The organism is Wandonia sp., from assembly GCF_984588085.1.
This window is the reverse complement of the sequence record NZ_CFIGVI010000002.1, coordinates 67,822-88,557: the sequence shown is the minus strand read 5'-3', so window position 1 is coordinate 88,557 and position 20,736 is coordinate 67,822. Positions and strand designations below refer to the sequence as shown.

The 20,736-nt window shown below is 40.7% G+C and carries 16 protein-coding genes and 5 tRNA genes; all 21 read right to left on the bottom strand.

Annotation, left to right across the window (positions count from 1 at the left end):
* Nucleotides 1-10 precede the first annotated feature (10 nt).
* The gene (locus AC4PL9_RS01505; protein WP_343785595.1) at nucleotides 11-940 is read right to left on the bottom strand and encodes a PfkB family carbohydrate kinase; all 930 of its coding nucleotides are present in this window, start codon (nucleotides 938-940) and stop codon (nucleotides 11-13) included.
* 94 nt (nucleotides 941-1,034) lie between these two features.
* Nucleotides 1,035-3,062, bottom strand: coding sequence for an excinuclease ABC subunit UvrB (uvrB, locus tag AC4PL9_RS01500; protein WP_491603023.1), 2,028 nt, complete (start codon nucleotides 3,060-3,062; stop codon nucleotides 1,035-1,037).
* A 55-nt stretch (nucleotides 3,063-3,117) separates the two neighbouring features.
* The gene (locus tag AC4PL9_RS01495; RefSeq protein ID WP_491603022.1) at nucleotides 3,118-4,377 is read right to left on the bottom strand and encodes an asparagine synthetase B; all 1,260 of its coding nucleotides are present in this window, start codon (nucleotides 4,375-4,377) and stop codon (nucleotides 3,118-3,120) included.
* A 51-nt stretch (nucleotides 4,378-4,428) separates the two neighbouring features.
* Entirely contained in the window at nucleotides 4,429-5,886 is a 1,458-nt protein-coding gene (locus tag AC4PL9_RS01490) for a vWA domain-containing protein (protein WP_491603021.1), read from the bottom strand.
* Nucleotides 5,887-5,975: 89 nt separating this feature from the next.
* A complete protein-coding gene (locus AC4PL9_RS01485; RefSeq protein ID WP_491603020.1) occupies nucleotides 5,976-6,290 on the bottom strand; it encodes a DUF3467 domain-containing protein in 315 nt (104 codons plus the stop codon).
* Between the two features lie 54 nt (nucleotides 6,291-6,344).
* On the bottom strand, nucleotides 6,345-10,625 hold the full coding sequence (rpoC, locus tag AC4PL9_RS01480; RefSeq protein ID WP_491603019.1) for a DNA-directed RNA polymerase subunit beta': 4,281 nt from the start codon (nucleotides 10,623-10,625) through the stop codon (nucleotides 6,345-6,347).
* A 31-nt stretch (nucleotides 10,626-10,656) separates the two neighbouring features.
* Nucleotides 10,657-14,469: a DNA-directed RNA polymerase subunit beta gene (gene rpoB, locus AC4PL9_RS01475; protein WP_491603018.1), complete on the bottom strand. Its 3,813-nt coding sequence runs from the start codon at nucleotides 14,467-14,469 to the stop codon at nucleotides 10,657-10,659.
* A 110-nt stretch (nucleotides 14,470-14,579) separates the two neighbouring features.
* The gene (rplL, locus tag AC4PL9_RS01470) at nucleotides 14,580-14,954 is read right to left on the bottom strand and encodes a 50S ribosomal protein L7/L12 (RefSeq protein ID WP_491603017.1); all 375 of its coding nucleotides are present in this window, start codon (nucleotides 14,952-14,954) and stop codon (nucleotides 14,580-14,582) included.
* Between the two features lie 45 nt (nucleotides 14,955-14,999).
* The gene (gene rplJ, locus AC4PL9_RS01465; RefSeq protein ID WP_491603016.1) at nucleotides 15,000-15,524 is read right to left on the bottom strand and encodes a 50S ribosomal protein L10; all 525 of its coding nucleotides are present in this window, start codon (nucleotides 15,522-15,524) and stop codon (nucleotides 15,000-15,002) included.
* Between the two features lie 12 nt (nucleotides 15,525-15,536).
* Nucleotides 15,537-16,232 (bottom strand): 50S ribosomal protein L1, encoded by a 696-nt coding sequence (gene rplA, locus AC4PL9_RS01460; RefSeq protein ID WP_491603015.1) that lies wholly within the window; start codon nucleotides 16,230-16,232, stop codon nucleotides 15,537-15,539.
* Nucleotides 16,233-16,246: 14 nt separating this feature from the next.
* Complete coding sequence (gene rplK / locus AC4PL9_RS01455; protein ID WP_343785585.1) at nucleotides 16,247-16,690, bottom strand: 50S ribosomal protein L11; 444 nt, start codon at nucleotides 16,688-16,690, stop codon at nucleotides 16,247-16,249.
* Nucleotides 16,691-16,776: 86 nt separating this feature from the next.
* A complete protein-coding gene (gene nusG, locus AC4PL9_RS01450) occupies nucleotides 16,777-17,328 on the bottom strand; it encodes a transcription termination/antitermination protein NusG (protein ID WP_343785584.1) in 552 nt (183 codons plus the stop codon).
* Between the two features lie 11 nt (nucleotides 17,329-17,339).
* Nucleotides 17,340-17,570: a preprotein translocase subunit SecE gene (gene secE, locus AC4PL9_RS01445; protein ID WP_343785582.1), complete on the bottom strand. Its 231-nt coding sequence runs from the start codon at nucleotides 17,568-17,570 to the stop codon at nucleotides 17,340-17,342.
* Nucleotides 17,571-17,584: 14 nt separating this feature from the next.
* Nucleotides 17,585-17,657: transfer RNA gene (locus tag AC4PL9_RS01440), tRNA-Trp, on the bottom strand.
* A 45-nt stretch (nucleotides 17,658-17,702) separates the two neighbouring features.
* Nucleotides 17,703-18,890, bottom strand: coding sequence for an elongation factor Tu (gene tuf, locus AC4PL9_RS01435; RefSeq protein WP_491603014.1), 1,188 nt, complete (start codon nucleotides 18,888-18,890; stop codon nucleotides 17,703-17,705).
* A 101-nt stretch (nucleotides 18,891-18,991) separates the two neighbouring features.
* Nucleotides 18,992-19,063, bottom strand: a tRNA-Thr gene (locus tag AC4PL9_RS01430).
* Nucleotides 19,064-19,086: 23 nt separating this feature from the next.
* A tRNA-Gly gene (locus AC4PL9_RS01425) sits at nucleotides 19,087-19,159 on the bottom strand.
* A 21-nt stretch (nucleotides 19,160-19,180) separates the two neighbouring features.
* Nucleotides 19,181-19,263, bottom strand: a tRNA-Tyr gene (locus AC4PL9_RS01420).
* An 18-nt stretch (nucleotides 19,264-19,281) separates the two neighbouring features.
* A tRNA-Thr gene (locus tag AC4PL9_RS01415) sits at nucleotides 19,282-19,355 on the bottom strand.
* 150 nt (nucleotides 19,356-19,505) lie between these two features.
* Nucleotides 19,506-19,805: an HPF/RaiA family ribosome-associated protein gene (locus AC4PL9_RS01410; protein ID WP_491603013.1), complete on the bottom strand. Its 300-nt coding sequence runs from the start codon at nucleotides 19,803-19,805 to the stop codon at nucleotides 19,506-19,508.
* A 2-nt stretch (nucleotides 19,806-19,807) separates the two neighbouring features.
* Nucleotides 19,808-20,692: a tyrosine-type recombinase/integrase gene (locus tag AC4PL9_RS01405; RefSeq protein WP_491603012.1), complete on the bottom strand. Its 885-nt coding sequence runs from the start codon at nucleotides 20,690-20,692 to the stop codon at nucleotides 19,808-19,810.
* Nucleotides 20,693-20,736 lie beyond the last annotated feature (44 nt).

Here is a 20,736-nt window from a genome sequence, read left to right as displayed (position 1 = left end):
GTTTAAGCTATCAGCTTACTGTTTGTACCATATCAAAATTAACCAAATCAACGAACTTCTGAACACGATCTTCAATTTCGCGTTCTGTAAGTGTTTCCAAACGTTCAGTTCCGAATTTTTCAACACAGAAAGAAGCCATTGCTGAACCAACAATGATCGCTCTTTTCAGGTTATCGAACGTAATCTCATCCGAACTGGATAAATATCCCATAAACCCTCCTGCAAAAGTATCTCCCGCTCCGGTAGGATCAAAAACATCTTCTAATGGTAATGCCGGTGCAAAGAACACTTTATCTTCGAAGAACAATAGCGCTCCGTGTTCTCCTTTTTTAATAATCAGAATTTTTGGTCCCATACCGCGAATAATTTTCGCTGCCTTCACCAATGAATATTCTTTTGAAAGCTGACGTGCTTCTTCATCATTAATGATAAGTACATCCACCATTTTCAATGTTTTCTCCAACTCTTCCATTGCAATATCCATCCAGAAATTCATCGTGTCCATTGCAATGAGTTTCGGGCGAGTATTCAAACGTTCAATTACCGAACGCTGTACCTGAGGACTTAAATTCCCCAACATTAGGTATTCTACTCCCTGATATGACTCTGGAATAACCGGATCAAAATTTTCCAGTACATTAAGTTCTGTAATCAATGTATCTCTGGAGTTCATATCGTTGTGGTATCTCCCTGCCCAGAAAAACGTTTTTTCTCCTGCTTTTACCTGAAGACCTTTCAGATCCACTCCACGTTCCCGCAGATCATCAAGAGTCGTTTCCGGGAAGTCTTCTCCGACTACTGAAACAATTTTCTGATTTTCCTGAAAATAAGAAGCCGCAATCGCAATGTACGTTCCTGCTCCACCAACAATTTTATCCGTTTTCCCAAAAGGGGTTTCAATCGCATCAAAGGCAACACTGCCCACAGTCAATAAACTCATGTTTTTTCTTCGTTATTCAAATTCCTTACAAATATATTGATTTCGAATCATTGCAGCGAGATAAAAGATAGTTTTGTATGCACAACTCTGGCTCCTATTTGCCACCGGTATCTAACTTTGACTGGTAAGCATACATTTCATCACGTAGTCGGGCAGCTTCCATAAAATCAAGATTCTTCGCCGCTTTTTCCATTTGCTTTTTCAATCCTTCTATTGCCGTACGAATGTCTTTTTCACTCATATAATTCAAAACAGGATCAGCTGCCAGAGCGATTTCTCCAGATATTTCGTACTTCTTCTCGGTTGCTTCCTCTCTGTCGGCAACGGCCGTTGACTTCATGATTGCATCTTTCGACTTTTTCAATGGAGTTGGGACAAGACCATGCTCTTTGTTATAAGCTTCCTGAATACCTCTTCTTCGATTGGTCTCATCAATTGTTTTTTGCATGGATTCGGTTATCCTATCGGCATACATAATCACCATTCCGTTTACATTTCTTGCAGCACGCCCAACTGTCTGTACCAAAGATCGTTCGGAACGTAAAAAACCTTCTTTGTCTGCGTCAATAATCGCCACCAATGAAACTTCTGGTAAGTCCAGCCCTTCTCGTAAAAGGTTTACTCCGATCAATACATCAAAAACACCCAGACGCAACTGGCGCAGAATCTCAACCCGCTCCAACGTATCTACTTCCGAATGAATGTAGCGACACTTAATTCCTATCTTATCCAGATAACGCTGTAATTCCTCAGCCATTCGCTTGGTCAATGTCGTTACCAGTACCCTTTCTTCCCGCTCAATACGCAGGTGAATTTCTTCGATTAAATCGTCAATCTGATTCTTACTCGGACGTACTTCAATTCTAGGATCCAAAAGTCCTGTCGGACGAATAATTTGTTCAACTACAACTCCTTCCGACTGTTCCAATTCATAATTAGCAGGCGTAGCCGATACATAGACCACCTGATGCAGAAGGGTTTCAAATTCCTCAAACTTCAACGGTCGGTTATCCATAGCACTTTGCAAACGAAATCCGTAGTCCACCAGGTTAATCTTTCGTGCCCGATCTCCTCCGTACATCGCCCGAATCTGGGGAACTGTTACGTGGCTTTCATCAATTACCATTAAAAAATCATCCGGAAAATAATCCAACAAACAGAATGGTCGTGTTCCCGGTTCTCTGCGGTCAAAATAACGGGAATAATTCTCAATACCGGAACAATACCCCAGTTCCCGGATCATTTCCATATCGTATTCCACCCGTTCCTGCAAGCGCTTTGCTTCCAGCACTTTCTTTTCCCGCTTAAACGACTCTACCTGAATCGTCATGTCGTCCTGAATTTCTTTCAGTGCAACATTGATCGTCGCCGGACTTGTGACGAAAATGTTCGCCGGATATATTTTAATTTCCTCGAGTGTTTCAAATACGGTATTGTCTTCCGGGTCCAACATAGCTATGCGATCTATATCATCTCCCCAAAATTCAATGCGAATTGCATAATCGGCATAAGCCAGGAAGATATCAACAATATCGCCTTTCACCCTAAACATTCCTCTTTCAAAGGTTTCATTCGACCGGGAATACAAATTTTCTACCAGACGCAACAAAAACTTATTTCGGGAAATCCGATCTCCTTTTTTTATTTCAATAATGGACTCAGAAAAAGCATCCGGATTTCCGATACCATAGATACAGGATACGGATGAAACCACAATTACATCTTTTCTCCCTGACAATAAAGCTGATGTAGCTGAAAGTCTGAGTTTCTCAATTTCCTGATTAATAGCAAGGTCTTTTTCTATATACGTATCTGTCACCGGCAGATAGGCCTCCGGTTGATAGTAATCATAGTAAGAAACAAAATACTCTACTGCATTATTCGGAAAAAACTGCTTAAACTCTCCGTATAACTGGGCTGCCAGAGTTTTGTTATGTGATAAAATCAAGGTAGGACGATTGATTTCCTGAATGACATTGGCTACTGTAAATGTTTTTCCACTTCCTGTTACTCCCAATAACGTCTGGGCAAACTGGCCTTCTTTTATTCCATGTACGAGTTGCTTAATCGCTTCGGGCTGATCTCCCGTCGGTTTGAACTCCGATTCAATTTTAAAATCCAATGTTCTCTGATTTTTCTTGATTTTACTTCAGACCTTGTTTCGTCTCCCGTTCGTATCAGGTCTTCTGTTTTTTCTTTTTAGCTGCGGGGAACAAAATATTATTCAGGATAAGACGATACCCGGGACTATTAGGATATAAGTTCAGGTCTGTCGGAGGATCTCCTACCAGATGTCGATAATCCTCCGGATCATGCCCTCCGTAAAATGTCCAGGTTCCGTTTCCTAGTTCTCCATGGATATAGCGAGCTGTACCTAACGTTTTATTTTCTCCCATCACCAGAACATTCGGTTTTATAAACTGTGTTCTGAAATCGGTTGTTTGTCCCATAAATCCGTTGATAACATTCGTATGGTTTTGAGTTAACATGGTAGGAACCACATCCCATTTTGCTGAAAATTCAAACAACATGAACTTGTCTGTATTCTCTGTAAGTTTACTATGATCATTGGTTGCGTCAATATTTGAATACTCATATTCCAACGGATTCTTGACCAATGTAAAATCTTCAAAAGCAAATGTCATCTGGTAATCCAGTTTCTCCTGACATTTCGGATCCATAGGGTCTCCGTCATACATTACTTCACAAATATCTGTACCATGAGCGGCAAGGGCTATATCAAAACTATCCGTACCTGAGCACATAGTAAAAAGAAAACCTCCTGCCACTACAAAATTACGTATGTTCTGTGCCACGCCCAGTTTCATTTCCGATACTTTATTATACCCCAGTTCTGAAGCCAGCGCCTCCAGTTCTGCTACCTGCTGTTTATACCAGGGGTAACTTTTGTATGCATTGTAAAATTTCCCGTATTGTCCTGTGAAATCTTCGTGATGTAAATGCAGCCAATCAAATTCGGGTAACTGTCCTTTTATCACCTCTGTATCGTAGATTTCCGTATAAGGTATTTCTGCATACGTCAGGACAAGTGTCACTGCATCATCCCAGGGTTGTTTGCCCTGAGGGGTGTATACAGCAATTTTCGGTGCTACTTCTAACTGAACCACCTCCATATTCACCTCCGGATTCGCTATTTCTGTTTTAATAGCATTTACACGGGAATCAGCAACTACCTCGTATGAGACTCCTTTGATGATCAATTGCTCTTCAATCGAATTCAGATATGGCATTAAAAATGCCCCTCCCCGGTAATTCAACAACCACTCAATCACCACATCATGTTCCAATACCCAGAACGCAACTCCATATGCTTTCAGGTGATTCGTCTGCCGGTTATCCATTGGGATAAGAATTTGCGATGCATACGTTTGTTGGGCGAAAAGAGCTAAAAATACTATGATCAGAAACTTCTTCATGGTAGTAAAGTTAAGGCAAAAGTTCGTAAACTCGTTCAATCTATTCAATTATCATTGCCCTATAAAAGATGCTTCTCTTATTTCACGTATCAGATTCCATTGCGCATCTGAGAGTTTAAAAACAGGGACGTATCTACCATTTCCAAGTTCGGCAACTTCACGCATTTTTGATTCATCTTTCGGAGCGTTCTTGATTCCTACAACCGATAACCTATAGCCCTCTTTCGTATATCTTTTTACGTATCGCTCATAATCTTCAGAATCCCTGTTAAATGCTCCGTCCGTTATTACAAACACCTGATTGTTTCCATTTTGGATAAATCCTTTTTTCGCAAGGCTATACCCCAGCTTAATTCCTTTACCACCTGCTGTAAACCCCGAAGCTTTCAGATCTTCGACTTCTTTCTTCATTCGGTCCTTATCACTTCCTTTCGTAGTACGTAATACAACCCTTGCATCCGAACCATACGTCACCAGTGCAATCTTGTCTTCAGGCCGGATATAATCCATTAACTGATACAGAGCGTATTTGAGTAGTTCAAACCGATCTCCTGCTCTCATAGAAGTAGAAACATCCAGTACAAACACCAGATTATTCGGCTTAAAATAAGTCGGGTCAAAATTATCTAAAGGTATATCTCCCAAACCGGGAACTTCTGTCACAATCTCTTCTTCCGGTTCAAACGTAATTTCTTCCTGAGAAATATCCGGTTCTTCAACAATTACTATTTCCTCATTTTCCGGTTCTTCTTCTGTTATTTCAATTACAATCTCTTCCTGTGGTTCTTCTTCCGGAATTTTTTGTTCTACAACCAGTAGATCTTCTTCTCTTTTTTCCAGTTCCAACACAATGTAATTCCTGCGGAAATTGATATATGCACCGAGTTCTGCCGGTACATATCCATCATGTGCGCCATAAAAGTAGGAATAGCCTAGCGGAACCCTTTTCACTATTTTTCCATTTCTATCCGTCTTCCACTGACCTATTACCTGCCCATTTTGCAACAATGCAACATCAGATTTTGAAAGAACCTTTCCAGAACCTTTTTCAACTGTAACAACAGTCAGAGTAAAGTCAAGAGGGTTTCCATCACCGGGATTTTGCGTGAAATCCGGACAACTTTGGAAAGCAGCCATATCCGTAGTTAGAGGTAAGTCGACAACTTCGCCCTTTAGTTTTACGGTTATCGGCTCATTCAGATTTGAGAAATAAACAGGTATTGCGTACGTAAATCGTCCCTTTTTCTTGGGGTTCACCTGAAAACGAATTGCAATAGAACTGTCAGGGGCAAACATTGAGCCTGATATACGATAAGTAACTTCAGGAAGTTTATCCAGGCGCAGAAAGAATGCATTTTTCTCTCCGGTATTCTTAAAATAGATATCCACAAACCTGTCAGAGTGTGCATACAACTCACCGAAGTCATAAGAGGTCTTATCCGGAATAGTCTGTCCGATTACTCCCCCTCCCATCACAACACTTAATACTATGAACAGTAATTCTCTCATCATTCTAATAACTCAATAGTTGAATATAGTTACTATCATTCAAAAATTCTGCCAAAAAAATAAAGCTCCTTAAAGGAGCTTCTATTTTCTTATGCCTGGTTATTGGTTCCTCCAAAATTTATAGGCGGAATCATCGGGTTCCCATCTCCCAAAGGAACTTCACCATGTGCCTGTTCAAATTTCTTGATATTATCATTTAGTGCCAACATAAGTCGTTTCGCATTCTGCGGTGTCATAACCACACGTGACTTCACTTTCCCTTTCGGCATTCCCGGCATTACCTGAATAAAGTCTACTATGAATTCAGATTGTGAATGTGTGATGATGGCAAGGTTCGAATAGGTTCCTTCCGCTATCTCTTCCGGAAGTTCAATATTGATTTGATTATCGTTTTTGTTTTCCATGGTAATTATTTCTAATAAAAAAGGCAGGACGATCATCCTGCCTTTTTCGGTTATTTATTTTTTAATCGCTTCGTATTCTTCCTGAGAACCTACAAGCAAGTTTTGGAATTCTCTCATTCCTGTACCGGCAGGAATCAAGTGACCAACGATCACATTTTCCTTTAGTCCTAACAGGTGATCTTCCTTACCTCCGATTGCAGCTTCATTAAGAACTTTGGTTGTTTCCTGGAAGGAAGCAGCCGAAATAAAGCTTTGTGTCTGAAGAGACGCTCTGGTAATACCTTGAAGCAATGGTCTCGATGTAGCCGGAACTGCCTCACGCGCTACTACCAACTTCTTATCCTGGCGACGTAATTGTGAATTTTCATCACGTAGCTTACGAGCTGTGATAATCTGTCCTGCTCTAAGGTTTGTAGAATCCCCGGCATCTTCGACAACTTTCATTCCGTAAATACCATCATTCTCTTCCATGAAGTCTGCTTTATGAACAGATTGTCCTTCAAGGAATTTTGTGTCTCCCGGATCTTCGATTTCAACTTTAAGCATCATCTGACGTACAATTACCTCAAAGTGCTTATCGTTAATTTTCACCCCTTGTAGTCGGTAAACTTCCTGTACCTCATTTACAAGATACTCCTGCACAGATGTAGGTCCTTCGATATTCAGAATATCGTTTGGTGTAATAGCTCCGTCAGAAAGAGGTTTACCCGCTTTGATGAAGTCATTCTCCTGTACAAGGATATGTTTCGAAAGTGGAACAAGATATTTTCTTACTTCTCCGGTTTTAGACTCTACGATAATCTCGCGGTTACCACGCTTCACTTTACCAAAGCTACAGATACCATCTATCTCGGAAACTACTGCCGGGTTTGATGGGTTACGCGCTTCGAAAAGCTCAGTAATTCGTGGAAGACCTCCGGTGATATCCCCGGATTTACCAGAAACTCTAGGAATCTTAACCAGGATATCCCCTGCTGCGATCTTCGCTCCATCCTGAACAGAGATGTGTGCGTTTACAGGAATACTGTATGAACGTAACACTTCTTTTGTTTTTGGATCGACAACCTGAATTTCAGGGTTTTTCTTCTTATCTCTTGATTCGATAATTACTTTTTCCGTAAATCCTGTCTGCTCATCGACTTCTTCACGGTAAGTAATACCATCGATTACATTTTCAAAGACAACTTTACCACCGAATTCAGAAAGAATTACCGCATTATAAGGGTCCCATTTACAGATAACATCACCCTTCTTAACTTTTGTGTTATTCTCCGAAACCATAATAGCTCCGTAAGGGATGTTAGCATTCATTAATGTTACTCCTGTTTTAGGATCAACAATTCGCATCTCTGCAGATCGACCTAAAACAACATCAATCGGATTTCCTTCATTATCTGTTTTACGAATCGTACGTAGTTCTTCTATCTCAAGATTACCTTCGTATTTCGCTTTAAGGCTGTTTTCATCAGCAATGTTGGAAGCGGTACCCCCAACGTGGAACGTACGAAGTGTAAGCTGTGTTCCAGGTTCCCCAATCGACTGTGCTGCGACAACTCCAACTGCATCTCCAATCTGAGCCTGTCCGTGGTGAGCAAGGTTACGTCCGTAACATTTTGAACATACCCCTCTTCTCATTTCACATGTCAATACAGAACGGATTTCAACTTCTTCTATCTCTGCCTTTTCAATCGCAGCAGCAATACTCTCATTGATTTCTCCACCTGCAGCTACTAATAGCTCTCCGTTATCATCATATACATCATGTACCGAAGTACGTCCAAGAATACGTTCATAAAGTGACTCTACGATCTCGTCATTCTTTTTAAGTGCTGTAGCAACCAATCCTCTTAGTGTACCACAATCCTCTGCATTGATTATAACATCCTGAGCCACATCCACCAAACGACGAGTAAGGTAACCCGCATCCGCCGTTTTAAGAGCGGTATCCGCAAGACCTTTACGCGCACCGTGGGTAGAAATAAAGTACTCAAGAATCGAAAGTCCTTCCTTAAAGTTCGAAAGAATCGGATTCTCAATAATCTCTTGTGTAGATGCACCTGATTTCTGCGGTTTCGCCATCAGACCACGCATTCCGGAAAGCTGACGAATCTGCTCTTTCGATCCACGTGCTCCAGAGTCAAACATCATATAGATAGAGTTGAATCCTTGTTTGTCATTCTTCAACTGCTCCATCAACGTATGTGTCAAACGTGAGTTGGTGTGTGTCCACACGTCAATGATCTGGTTATAACGCTCATTATTGGTAATCAATCCCATATTATAGTTCATCATTACCTCTTCTACTTCAGTAGCAGCTTTATTTACCAGGATCTCTTTCTCTTTCGGGATAATAATATCATCCAGATTAAACGACAATCCACCTTCGAATGCCATTCTATACCCTAGTGACTTAATATCGTCAAGGAATTGAGCTGTACGAGCGGTACCACATACTTTCAGTACGTGGCCAATAATATCCCGTAGTGCTTTTTTGGTCAATACTTCATTAATGAATCCTACTTCTAACGGCACGAATTCATTGAAGATAACACGACCTGCTGTTGTCTCAATAAGACAAGTAACGATATTACCGTTCTCATCAAGATCTTTTGTACGAACTTTAATATGCGTATGCAAATCCAACGCACGCTCATTCAATGCAATCTGAACTTCCTCCGGAGAATAGAATACTTTACCTTCTCCTTTCATTACGCGGTCTTCATCTGTCTTACGTCCTTTCGTAATATAGTAAAGACCAAGCACCATATCCTGAGAAGGTACCGCAATAGGTGCACCATTCGCAGGGTTAAGGATGTTGTGTGAAGATAGCATCAGTAATTGTGCCTCAAGAATCGCAGCATTTCCTAACGGAAGGTGAACCGCCATCTGGTCACCATCGAAGTCGGCGTTGAATGCCGTACATACCAATGGGTGAAGTCGGATTGCTTTCCCTTCTATCAATTTGGGCTGGAATGCCTGGATACCCAATCTGTGAAGAGTTGGGGCCCGGTTAAGAAGAACCGGATGTCCTTTTAATACATTCTCAAGAATATCCCAAACAATTGGTTCTTTCTTATCAACGATCTTCTTTGCCGATTTAACTGTCTTCACAATACCACGCTCAATCATCTTACGGATGATAAATGGCTTGTAAAGTTCTGCCGCCATATTCTTAGGAAGACCACACTCATGTAGTTTCAAGTCAGGACCAACAACAATTACCGAACGTGCTGAATAATCCACACGTTTACCTAATAAGTTCTGACGGAAACGCCCCTGCTTACCTTTCAATGAATCTGAAAGGGATTTCAACGGACGATTCGACTCGGTCTTAACAGCACTTGCCTTACGTGAGTTGTCAAACAATGAATCAACTGCTTCCTGAAGCATACGCTTCTCATTACGCAAGATTACTTCCGGAGCTTTAATTTCGATCAATCGTTTCAAACGGTTATTTCGGATAATAACACGACGATACAAATCATTCAAGTCAGAAGTTGCAAAACGTCCTCCATCCAATGGAACAAGCGGACGCAATTCCGGCGGAATAACAGGAACGACTTTGATAATCATCCATTCCGGACGGTTTTCAATTCTCGTCTGTGATTCACGCATTGCCTCAACAACCTGTAAACGTTTCAACGCTTCATTCTTACGTTGTACAGATGTTTCGTTATTTGCCTTATGACGAAGATCATATGACATTTCATCCAGGTTCAGACGGCTCAACAAATCATGAAGTGCCTCTGCTCCCATCTTAGCGATGAATTTATTCGGATCATTGTCCTCCAGGTATTGATTTTCCTTCGGAAGTGTATCCAAAATATCAAGGTACTCTTCTTCTGTAAGGAAATCCAAATACTCCAACGATTCTCCATTAGGATTCGTTGCAATACCTGATTGAATTACAACATATCGTTCAAAGTAAATAATCTGATCCAGTTTCTTCGTTGGAAGTCCAAGAAGATAACCAATCTTATTTGGCAATGAACGGAAATACCAGATGTGTGCTACAGGAACTACCAACGAGATGTGTCCCATTCGCTCACGACGTACTTTCTTTTCAGTTACCTCAACACCACAACGGTCACAAACAATTCCTTTATAACGGATACGCTTGTATTTTCCACAGTGACATTCATAATCTTTCACTGGTCCGAAAATTCGCTCACAGAACAAACCATCACGTTCAGGCTTGTATGTTCTGTAGTTGATTGTTTCCGGCTTAAGCACTTCTCCACTGGATTGTTCCAGAATCTGCTCAGGCGATGCAAGAGAGATCGTAATTTTGGAGAACTTGCTTTGTTTTTTTGGTGTTTCTTTTCTATAAGCCATTTCTAAAAATCGTTTTCGTTAATAGAGAATCTTAATCCATTGTAATATTCAGACCAAGACCACGCAACTCGTGTAACAATACGTTGAACGATTCCGGAATTCCGGGTTCAGGAAGATTGTCACCCTTCACAATTGCTTCATAAGCCTTAGCACGTCCGATAACGTCATCTGATTTTACAGTAAGAATTTCCTGAAGGATATTAGATGCACCGAAAGCTTCAAGTGCCCAAACCTCCATCTCACCAAATCGCTGACCTCCGAACTGCGCTTTACCTCCAAGCGGCTGTTGCGTAATAAGTGAGTATGGTCCGATAGAACGAGCGTGCATTTTATCATCTACCATGTGCGCCAGTTTCAGCATATAAATTACACCTACTGTTGCAGTCTGGTGGAAACGCTCTCCGGAACCTCCATCATACAGATACGTTTTACCTGAACGTGGAATTCCAGCTTTATCAGAATACTCATTTATCTCATCCAAAGTAGCACCGTCAAAAATCGGAGTTGCAAATTTTAACCCTAATTTTTCACCTGCCCATCCAAGAACTGTTTCATAAATCTGTCCAAGGTTCATTCGGGAAGGTACCCCTAGAGGATTCAATACGATATCTACCGGTGTTCCATCTTCAAGGAAAGGCATGTCCTCTACACGAACTATGTTCGCAACAATACCTTTATTTCCGTGACGTCCTGCCATCTTATCTCCAACCATCAACTTACGTTTTTTAGCCACGTAAACTTTAGCCATTTTGATAATTCCTGCCGGAAGTTCATCTCCTACTGAAATATGGAACTTCTTACGTTTGTATGCTCCTAACAAGTCATTAGACTTAATATTGAAGTTGTGTAACAAACGTTGAATTAATTTATTGGTATGCTCATCTGTTGTCCATTCTGAAGGATTTACAATCGTGTAATCGATTGCAAACAATGCCTTCTGCGAGAATTTCGAACCTTTTTTGATAATTTCCTCTCGGAAATTGTTGAACACTCCGTTTGATTTATGTCCTTCAAGAACGACAAGAAGTTTCTCAACCAGTTTCTCTTTAAGAGATGCATAATCTTTATCATACTCGGAATCCAATTGCTCTAGGATTGGTTTATCCTGTGCTTTTGTCTTACGGTCTTTGATAGCACGAGAGAATAACTTCTTATTAATCACAACCCCTCTAAGCGAAGGTCCTGCTTTTAATGAAGCATCTTTCACATCACCTGCTTTATCACCGAAGATTGCTCTCAACAGTTTCTCTTCCGGTGACGGATCAGTTTCTCCTTTAGGAGTAATCTTACCTATCAGGATATCTCCTTCCTTAATATCTGCTCCAATACGGATCAATCCGTTCTCATCAAGATCTTTGGTCGCTTCTTCACTTACATTAGGAATATCTGCTGTAAGCTCTTCCATTCCACGTTTTGTATCACGCACTTCCAAAGAATGCTCATCAATGTGAATAGAAGTAAAGACATCTTCACGAACAACACGCTCAGAAATCACGATCGCATCCTCGAAGTTATATCCTTTCCATGGCATAAATGCCACTTTCAGGTTTTGTCCAAGTGCCAATTCTCCTTTCTCTGTAGCATATCCTTCACAAAGTACCTGACCTTTTTCAACCTTATCCCCTCTTTTTACGATAGGTTTAAGGTTCATTGTAGTTCCCTGATTTGTTTTCTGGAACTTTGTCAATGTATATGTTTTCAAATCTCCGTCAAAAGATACCAAGCGATCTTCATCGGTCTGATCGTAACGAATCACGATTTCATTTGCATCAACGTACTCAACTGTACCGTCTCCTTCAGAGTTGATCAGTACTCGTGAATCACGCGCAACTAAACGCTCAATTCCTGTACCTACGATAGGTGAAGATGGTTTTAATAAAGGAACAGCCTGACGCTGCATGTTTGATCCCATCAATGCACGGTTCGCATCATCGTGCTCAAGGAAAGGAATCGATGATGCCGCAATAGATGCAATCTGGTTGGTCCCAACATCCATCAGGTCGATACTTTCAGGTTCTACAACCGGGAAGTCACCTTCCATTCTTGCTTTTACTTTATCATTGATAAATTTACCTTTATCATCAATAATAGCATTAGCCTGTGCAATTGTCATATTGTCTTCTTCCTCAGCAGAAAGGTAAATAGGAGACTCCTCCAATTTCACTTTTCCGTCTGCCACCTTACGGTAAGGAGTTTCAATAAATCCAAGCTTGTTAACTTTCGCAAATACACACAATGAAGAAATCAAACCAATGTTTGGTCCCTCAGGTGTCTCAATTGTACAAAGACGACCATAGTGTGTATAGTGAACGTCACGAACCTCAAATCCTGCACGTTCACGCGAAAGTCCACCAGGCCCGAGTGCCGACATACGACGTTTGTGTGTCACCTCGGATAGTGGATTCGTCTGGTCCATAAACTGAGACAACTGGTTGGTTCCGAAGAACGAGTTGATCACAGACGAAAGCGTTTTTGCGTTAATAAGGTCAATCGGCGTAAATACCTCGTTGTCACGAACATTCATTCGCTCACGAATTGTTCTTGCCATACGTGCAAGTCCAACACCAAACTGAGCATACAATTGCTCTCCAACTGTACGAACACGACGGTTACTTAAGTGGTCGATATCATCAACATCTGCTTTTGAGTTCACCAACTCAATCAGATATTTAATGATCGAAATAATATCAGCCTTGGTAAGAACCCGAGAGTCCTCAACATTTTCCTGATAGAGCTTCTTATTGATTCGGTAACGACCCACTTCACCTAAATCGTAACGCGAATCAGAGAAGAATAACTTATCGAATACACTACGTGCTGTCTCCTCATCTGGTGGTTCAGCATTACGTAATTGACGATAAATATGCTCTACAGCTTCTTTCTCCGAGTTAGATGTATCCTTCTGAAGCGTGTTATAAATAATTGTATAATCCGCTGTATTTACATCTACTTTATGTAAAATAATAGATTTAGCACCACTATCAATAACTAAATCTATGTGTTCTTCTTCAATAACAGTTTCACGATCAAGAAGAATTTCATTACGTTCAATCGATACAACTTCTCCTGTATCTTCATCAACGAAATCTTCGATCCATGTTTTCAATACTCTGGCAGCCAATTTACGTCCAACACACTTTTTAAGGTTAGTCTTATTAACCTTAATCTCGTCCGCCAGATCAAAAATCTCCAGAATATCCTTATCACTTTCGTATCCGATAGCACGAAGAAGAGTAGTTACAGGTAACTTCTTCTTACGATCGATATATGCATACATCACACTATTGATATCCGTAGCAAATTCCATCCAGGAACCTTTAAAAGGAATCACACGTGCCGAATATAACTTCGTTCCGTTTGCATGACGACTTTGTCCAAAGAAGACTCCCGGCGAACGGTGCAACTGAGAAACGATAATACGCTCAGCTCCGTTGACAACGAAAGAACCCTTTGGGGTCATATAAGGAATTGTACCCAAATATACATCCTGCACGATAGTCTCGAAGTCCTCGTGCTCAGGATCTGTACAATATAATTTTAATTTCGCTTTAAGTGGGACACTATGCGTTAACCCTCGCTCAATACACTCTTCTATTGTATAACGAGGCGGATCAATAAAGTAGTCCAAAAATTCTAATACGAACTGGTTTCTTGTATCTGTAATCGGGAAGTTCTCAGAGAACACCTTATACAGACCTTCATGTTCGCGGTTTTCAGGAGTCGTTTCCAACTGGAAGAATTCCTGAAACGACTTAATTTGAATATCCAAGAAATCAGGATAGTCAAATTGACTTTTGCTCGATGCAAAAGATATTCTTTGTGAAGTATTGCTTGTTGTCGCCAAGGCTTTTAAATTTAATTAGTACAATCGACCAAATGGCACAAATGTGCAAATAAACAGGTATAGGCACAAGCCATTTTGGCTGTGCCTATACCGTAAAATCAATGATATGATTACTTAATCTCAACTTCAGCTCCAGCTTCTTCAAGAGATTTTTTAAGTGCTTCTGCTTCGTCTTTTGAAACTCCTTCTTTCAAGTTAGCAGGTGCTGCATCAACTGCTTCTTTAGCTTCTTTCAAACCAAGACCAGTTAATTCTTTCACAAGCTTAACTACTGCAAGTTTGTTACCACCAGCTGCTTTCAACACTACGTCGAACTCAGTCTTTTCTTCAGCAGCTTCTCCACCAGCAGCAGGACCAGCAGCAACAGCTACAGCTGCAGCAGCAGGCTCAATTCCATACTCTTCTTTAAGGATATCAGCTAACTCGTTAACATCTTTTACTGTAAGGTTAACCAACGTTTCTGCGATTTCTTTTAAATCCGCCATTTTATTAAATTTTAAAAAGGTTCTAAATAATTAATTAACAAAAAATTATGCTTCTCTTTCCGAGAGCGTTTTAAGGAGACCAGCAATTTTACCACCGCTTCCTTTAAGTCCTGAAATAACGTTTTTAGCAGGAGACTGAAGAAGTCCGATAATTTCACCGATAAGCTCTTCCTTGCTCTTGATATTCGTCAAGAATTCAAGGTTGTTATCACCGATAAAAATAGCTTCTTCAACAAAAGCTCCCTTCAAACGAGGAATTTCATTCTTTTTACGGAAATCTTTGATAAGCTTTGCAGGTGCATTACCCACTTCAGCAAAGAAGATAGCTGTAGGTCCTGCCAACACTCCTTTTAAATCAGAGTAATCGACACCTTCAACTCTTTCCATTGCTTTCTCAAGCAACGTGTTTTTTACAACACGCATCTCGATATTTGCCTGAAAACATTTTCTTCGCAAAGCGTTAATACTTTCAACAGTTAAACCTGAAGTATCCGCAAGGTAAAAAACGCCTGCCTGTGATAAGTCTGCTGTTAGCTCCTCAATATACTGTGCTTTTTCTTCTCTTGTCATCTTTACAATTTTTTAAGCTACAACTGATTTTGGATCTATCTGGATACTTGGACTCATAGTAGAGCTTAAGTGAATGCTCTTGATATAAGTACCTTTCGCCGCAGCAGGTTTCATCTTAATAAGCGTTTGCAAAATTTCTCTTGCATTGTCACGGATTTTATCTCCTTCAAAGCTTACTTTAGCAATACCTGAATGGATATTACCGTATTTGTCTACTTTGAAATCAATCTTTCCAGCTTTCACTTCCTGAACCGCTTTACCAATCTCCATAGTTACCGTTCCTGTTTTTGGGTTTGGCATAAGACCACGTGGACCTAAAACACGTCCAAGTGCTCCAACTTTTCCCATAACAGAAGGCATTGTGATAATCACATCAACATCAGTCCAACCTTGTTTGATTTTGTCGATATACTCGTCCAAACCAACATAATCAGCACCAGCTGCTTTTGCTTCTTCTTCTTTATCAGGAGTACATAGTACAAGTACCTGTACATCTTTTCCTGTTCCATGAGGAAGAGCAACTGTTCCGCGAATCATTTGGTTGGCTTTACGTGGATCAACTCCAAGGCGCACACTGATATCAACCGAAGCATCGAATTTAGTCGTAGTGATTTCCTTCACTAAATTACATGCCTCGTCAAGTGAGTACGCTTTATCCAAGTCATATTTGGCAAGGATTTCTTTTCTTTTCTTAGCTATACGTCCCATAATTCAACAGTAATTTAGTTTTGACCAGGAAAATCACCTTTAACAGTAATTCCCATACTTCTTGCAGTACCCGCAACCATACGCATTGCTGATTCAATTGTAAAACAATTCAAATCAGCCATTTTATCTTCAGCAATAGGACGAATCTGATCCCAGGTAAGCGATGCTACCTTAGAACGGTTTGGCTCTGATGAACCTTTTTTAATTTTCGCCACTTCCAATAACTGAACTGCTGCCGGAGGGGTTTTAATGATGAAATCAAAGGATTTATCACTGTAAACAGTAATAACAACAGGCAATACCTTCCCTGGTTTATCCTGAGTTCTAGCATTAAACTGCTTACAGAACTCCATGATATTCACACCTTTCGCACCCAGAGCGGGTCCTACAGGAGGAGAAGGATTGGCTGCACCACCTTTGACCTGCAATTTGATCAATGCTGCTACTTCTTTAGCCATTTGTTTTTATTTTATGTAGTCATAACGTGTGTACAACAGGAAGCATTCAAGGATGTTGTACAATCACTGCTACGGTTAATACAAGTTTAACCTTCTTTCTCAACCTGCATATAGTTGAGCTCCAAAGGTGTTTTTCGGCCAAATATTTTGACCATTACTTTCAATTTCTTTTTCTCTTCGTTGATTTCTTCTATGATACCATTAAAGTTATTAAACGGCCCGTCAATAACCTTAACAGATTCCCCGACAACGAAAGGAATATTCATTTCTTCTTCCGTTTCTGCCAGTTCATCAACCTTACCTAAAATTCGGAAAACTTCGGATTGACGCATTGGCATTGGATCTCCACCTTTTTCGGCTCCCAGAAAACCAATTACATTTGGTATGTTCTTAACCACGTGAGGCACCTCTCCTACAAGAGCTGCTTCAATCAGAACATATCCCGGAAGATACGCTTTCTCTTTACTTATCTTTTTCCCGTTACGGATCTGAAATACTTTTTCAGTAGGAATCAATACCTGAGAAACGTAATCATTTAGCCCCAAACGTGAAATTTCAAGATCAAGATATTCCTTAACCTTTTTTTCTTTTCCACTAACGGCTCTGACCACATACCATCTTTTCTTTATTTCTCCCATTCTATTGATGCCTATTTAAACATATTGTAAAAACTACCTAACAAGCCTTTCCAGAACGTATTTGGATCAGCTACATCATGTGCACCAAAAACATAATCCATTAGAGCGATAGCTAAAGCAAACAGAACGGAAGCAACAACTACAAGGATTGTACTACTTTGTAGTTCTTTCCATGTTGGCCATGTTACTTTGTGAACCATTTCGTTCACCGTTTCTGCAATATATTCTTTAAAATTTGCCACTTTTTTAAGTTTTGCACGGGCGGTAGGATTCGAACCCACGACCAATGGTTTTGGAGACCACTACTCTACCAGCTGAGCTACGCCCGTAAACAAAGGGAGACAAAAGCCTCCCTTTTTATGATATCGCTTATATTATGCAATAATCTCAGTTACCTGACCAGCACCTACAGTTCTACCACCCTCACGGATTGCAAAACGAAGTCCTTTATCCATCGCTACAGGTACAATCAATTTAACTGTAATTGTAACGTTGTCACCAGGCATTACCATTTCACGTCCTTCTTCAAGGATGATTTCTCCTGTCACGTCAGTTGTACGGAAGTAAAACTGAGGACGGTACTTATTGTGGAATGGAGTGTGACGACCACCTTCTTCTTTCTTCAATACATAGATCTCAGCTTTGAAATCTGTGTGAGGAGTGATTGATCCTGGCTTAGCAATAACCATCCCACGACGGATATCAGCTTTGTCAATACCTCTCAAAAGAAGACCTACGTTATCTCCAGCTTCACCACGGTCAAGAATCTTACGGAACATCTCAACTCCAGTTACAACTGATTTCATTTTCTCGTCACCCATACCAAGGATTTCAACCTCTTCACCAGAGTTAATAACTCCTGTTTCGATACGTCCTGTAGCAACTGTACCACGACCTGTGATTGAGAATACGTCCTCAACTGGCATCAAGAATGGCTTATCTACATCACGTGGAGGAAGTTCGATGTAGCTATCCACAGCATCCATCAATTCTTCAACTGTTTTCACCCACTTATCTTCACCGTTCAATGCTCCAAGAGCAGAACCTTGAATAACAGGAGCGTTATCACCGTCATATCCGTAGAAAGACAACAATTCACGAACCTCCATATCAACAAGCTCTAAAAGCTCTGGATCATCCACCATATCAACTTTATTCAAGAAAGTTACGATACGAGGAACTCCAACCTGACGACCTAGAAGGATGTGCTCACGTGTTTGAGGCATTGGACCATCTGTAGCAGCAACTACAAGGATAGCTCCATCCATCTGAGCAGCACCAGTAACCATGTTTTTCACGTAATCGGCGTGACCAGGACAGTCAACGTGCGCATAGTGACGATTAGCTGTTTCGTACTCAACGTGAGAAGTGTTAATTGTAATACCACGCTCTTTTTCCTCTGGCGCGTTGTCAATTGATGAGAAATCTCTCATCTGTGCAAGACCTTTATTAGCCAATACTGTTGAAATCGCAGCTGTCAATGTAGTCTTTCCGTGGTCAACGTGACCGATTGTTCCAATGTTTACGTGTGGTTTGGAACGATCAAATGTTTCCTTAGCCATTGTTACCTAGGTTTTTTATTTATTACTTATTAAAAAAAATACAAATCTAACCTCAACAAACACCAAAATTCACCCTTTCGAGTGAGTTTCCCCGTCTGCAGAGCCAATGACGGGATTTGAACCCGTGACCTCTTCCTTACCAAGGAAGCACTCTACCCCTGAGCTACATCGGCAAATTCAGGTATTGAAAATTAAGAGCGGGAGACGAGATTCGAACTCGCGACCCTCAGCTTGGAAGGCTGACGCTCTACCAACTGAGCTACTCCCGCCTAACTTGCAATACTGGGTTGTGGGGGGAGCAGGATTCGAACCTGCGAAGGTGTACACCAACAGATTTACAGTCTGTCCTCGTTGGCCGCTTGAGTATCCCCCCAACACAATAAAATAAATGAGCCGATAGAGGGATTCGAACCCACGACCTGCTGATTACAAATCAGCTGCTCTGGCCAACTGAGCTATATCGGCTTGTCTTTTAAAGAACGTTGTCCCGTTTGGGTTTGCAAATGTAGGAAAAAAAAGTAATCCGCAAACAGTTTCAGAAAAAAAATATGAAAAAAAATTAAAATGGGGGAGACTCTAATGCCTCCCCCATTCATTAATAAGCTGACTAACAACCTATTTCATATCTTTCTTTCCTTTATATTTTTTTACCTGTCTTCTCAACGCTTCTATGGCCTGATCGGCTGCTTCCTCAAAACTTTTTGCCTGTTTCTTGGCAAAAAGCTCCTTCCCGGGGAGTAAAACACGAACCTCCGCAATCTTATTTGACTTCTCTGCGGACTTATCCAATCGCAAAAATACCTCACTGGAAACAATGTTGCCGAAAAACAACCGCAACTTATTGACCTTTGAATTTACAAAATCTACCAGTTTTACATCTGCTGTAAAATGTACGGAATGAACTTTTGTATCCATAATCATTCTTTTTTGTGCCCACGCGGATGGGCTGATTTGTAAATCTCGTTAATTCTCGCAAACGAGTTGTGCGTGTAAACCTGTGTCGCAGCCAGATTAGCATGTCCCAAAATCTCTCTTAACACTTCAATATCCACCCCTTCGTTTAGCAGGTGCGTTGCAAATGTGTGTCGCAGTACATGCGGACTCTGCTTCTGCAAACTGGTTACTTTAGAAAGGTACTTATTAATTTTTCTATAAACAAATTTCGGATACATTTTAACGCCCTTATCTGTCACAAAAAGATAGTCTGAAAAGAACTCTTCTTTCCGCTTCATTTGCATGAATTTCTCCAGATCATTAAAAAGTTCCGGAGAGATGCTGATAATTCTCTCTTTATTACGTTTCCCCAACACTTTTATTCTCCCCGGATTAACATCTTTTTCTTTCAGTTCAATACATTCCGAAAGACGAATTCCCGTCTGGTAAAATATTTCCAACAGCAATCGGTCTCTTTCCCCAAAAAAGTCTTTTGAAAACAAAGGTTCAGTTCGCTCCAAAGTCAATTCACTCGTACGAATAAATTCCGGAAGTCTTTTTTCTGACCTGGGTCCCTTCATCTTCAACATAGGATTAACGGTCACAACCCCTTCAGCAGAAGCCCAACGAAAAAAAGTTCGCAGAGAAGATAATTTCCTGTTAACACTTCGATTTGAGATCCCCTGATCAAGCAACAACACCATCCACCCCCTGATCAATTGATAGCTAACTTCCGACAGTTGCCTGGTGTTTGTTTCCGAAAGTTCTGCAAACTCATAGAAATCACCAATGTCTTTCATATAAGCCGTCACCGTATGCTCTGCATACCGTTTCTCTTTCCTTAAATAATCTTCAAAATGTTCTAACATAAAAAAAGGGGACTATATATAGTCCCCTAACGTATATTTTCTAA

Coding starts and splice junctions, on each gene's coding strand:
- AC4PL9_RS01405 (WP_491603012.1), bottom strand. CDS start 20,692: ATGTTAGAACATTTTGAAGATTATTTAAGGAAAGAGAAACGGTATGCA.
- rpoC (WP_491603019.1), bottom strand. CDS start 10,625: ATGGCTTATAGAAAAGAAACACCAAAAAAACAAAGCAAGTTCTCCAAA.
- AC4PL9_RS01485 (WP_491603020.1), bottom strand. CDS start 6,290: ATGGAAAACAAAAACGATAATCAAATCAATATTGAACTTCCGGAAGAG.
- rplJ (WP_491603016.1), bottom strand. CDS start 15,524: ATGACAAGAGAAGAAAAAGCACAGTATATTGAGGAGCTAACAGCAGAC.
- nusG (WP_343785584.1), bottom strand. CDS start 17,328: ATGGGAGAAATAAAGAAAAGATGGTATGTGGTCAGAGCCGTTAGTGGA.
- AC4PL9_RS01505 (WP_343785595.1), bottom strand. CDS start 940: ATGAGTTTATTGACTGTGGGCAGTGTTGCCTTTGATGCGATTGAAACC.
- AC4PL9_RS01495 (WP_491603022.1), bottom strand. CDS start 4,377: ATGAAGAAGTTTCTGATCATAGTATTTTTAGCTCTTTTCGCCCAACAA.
- rplK (WP_343785585.1), bottom strand. CDS start 16,690: ATGGCTAAAGAAGTAGCAGCATTGATCAAATTGCAGGTCAAAGGTGGT.
- AC4PL9_RS01410 (WP_491603013.1), bottom strand. CDS start 19,805: ATGGATACAAAAGTTCATTCCGTACATTTTACAGCAGATGTAAAACTG.
- tuf (WP_491603014.1), bottom strand. CDS start 18,890: ATGGCTAAGGAAACATTTGATCGTTCCAAACCACACGTAAACATTGGA.
- rplL (WP_491603017.1), bottom strand. CDS start 14,954: ATGGCGGATTTAAAAGAAATCGCAGAAACGTTGGTTAACCTTACAGTA.
- rplA (WP_491603015.1), bottom strand. CDS start 16,232: ATGGGACGTATAGCTAAGAAAAGAAAAGAAATCCTTGCCAAATATGAC.
- AC4PL9_RS01490 (WP_491603021.1), bottom strand. CDS start 5,886: ATGAGAGAATTACTGTTCATAGTATTAAGTGTTGTGATGGGAGGGGGA.